The sequence below is a fragment of the Actinomycetospora sp. TBRC 11914 genome (assembly GCF_012933465.1).
GTDB lineage: Bacteria > Actinomycetota > Actinomycetes > Mycobacteriales > Pseudonocardiaceae > Actinomycetospora.
Genome location: NZ_JABBND010000057.1, coordinates 1 through 500 on the forward strand (window position 1 = coordinate 1; position 500 = coordinate 500).

The 500-nt window shown below is 77.8% G+C and carries 1 pseudogene; it reads left to right on the forward strand.

Annotated features, from left to right (window positions below):
• Positions 1-500 (forward strand): annotated as a pseudogene (locus HH311_RS30800) (cytochrome); the annotation flags it as partial.

Sequence of the window (500 nt, forward strand, 5' to 3'; positions counted from 1 at the left end):
CCGGCGACGCCGCGGCGACCGTCGCGGGGCCGCGGCTGCGGGTGTCACTCGAGCAGCGGCGCGGCGCGTCGCCGGTGGTGCGCTCGTTCGCCGCGGTCCCGGCCACCGTGGTCACCAACCGGGAACTGACCGCGCGCGCCGGGCAGCCCGGCGGCCGGTCGGTGCGCCACGTGGAGGTGGCGCTGCCGGCGGGCACGAGCTACCGCACCGGGGATCACCTGGGGGTGCTGCCCCGCAACGACGTGGGCTTGTTGAACCGGGTGATCGCCCGGTTCGGGCTCGACGCCGGCCAGTTCGTCACCATCGACGCCCCCGCCGGCGCCCCCACCCACCTGCCGACCGGGACGCCGTACCCGCTGCTGGGGATCCTCGCCGGCTGTGTGGAGCTGCAGGACGTCGCGACCCGCCCGCAGCTGACCGCGCTCGCCGAGTCCATGCCCCCCGGCGCGGCGCGGGATCACCTGACCGGGCTCGCCGCGACCGACGAAGCGTCCCGGGCG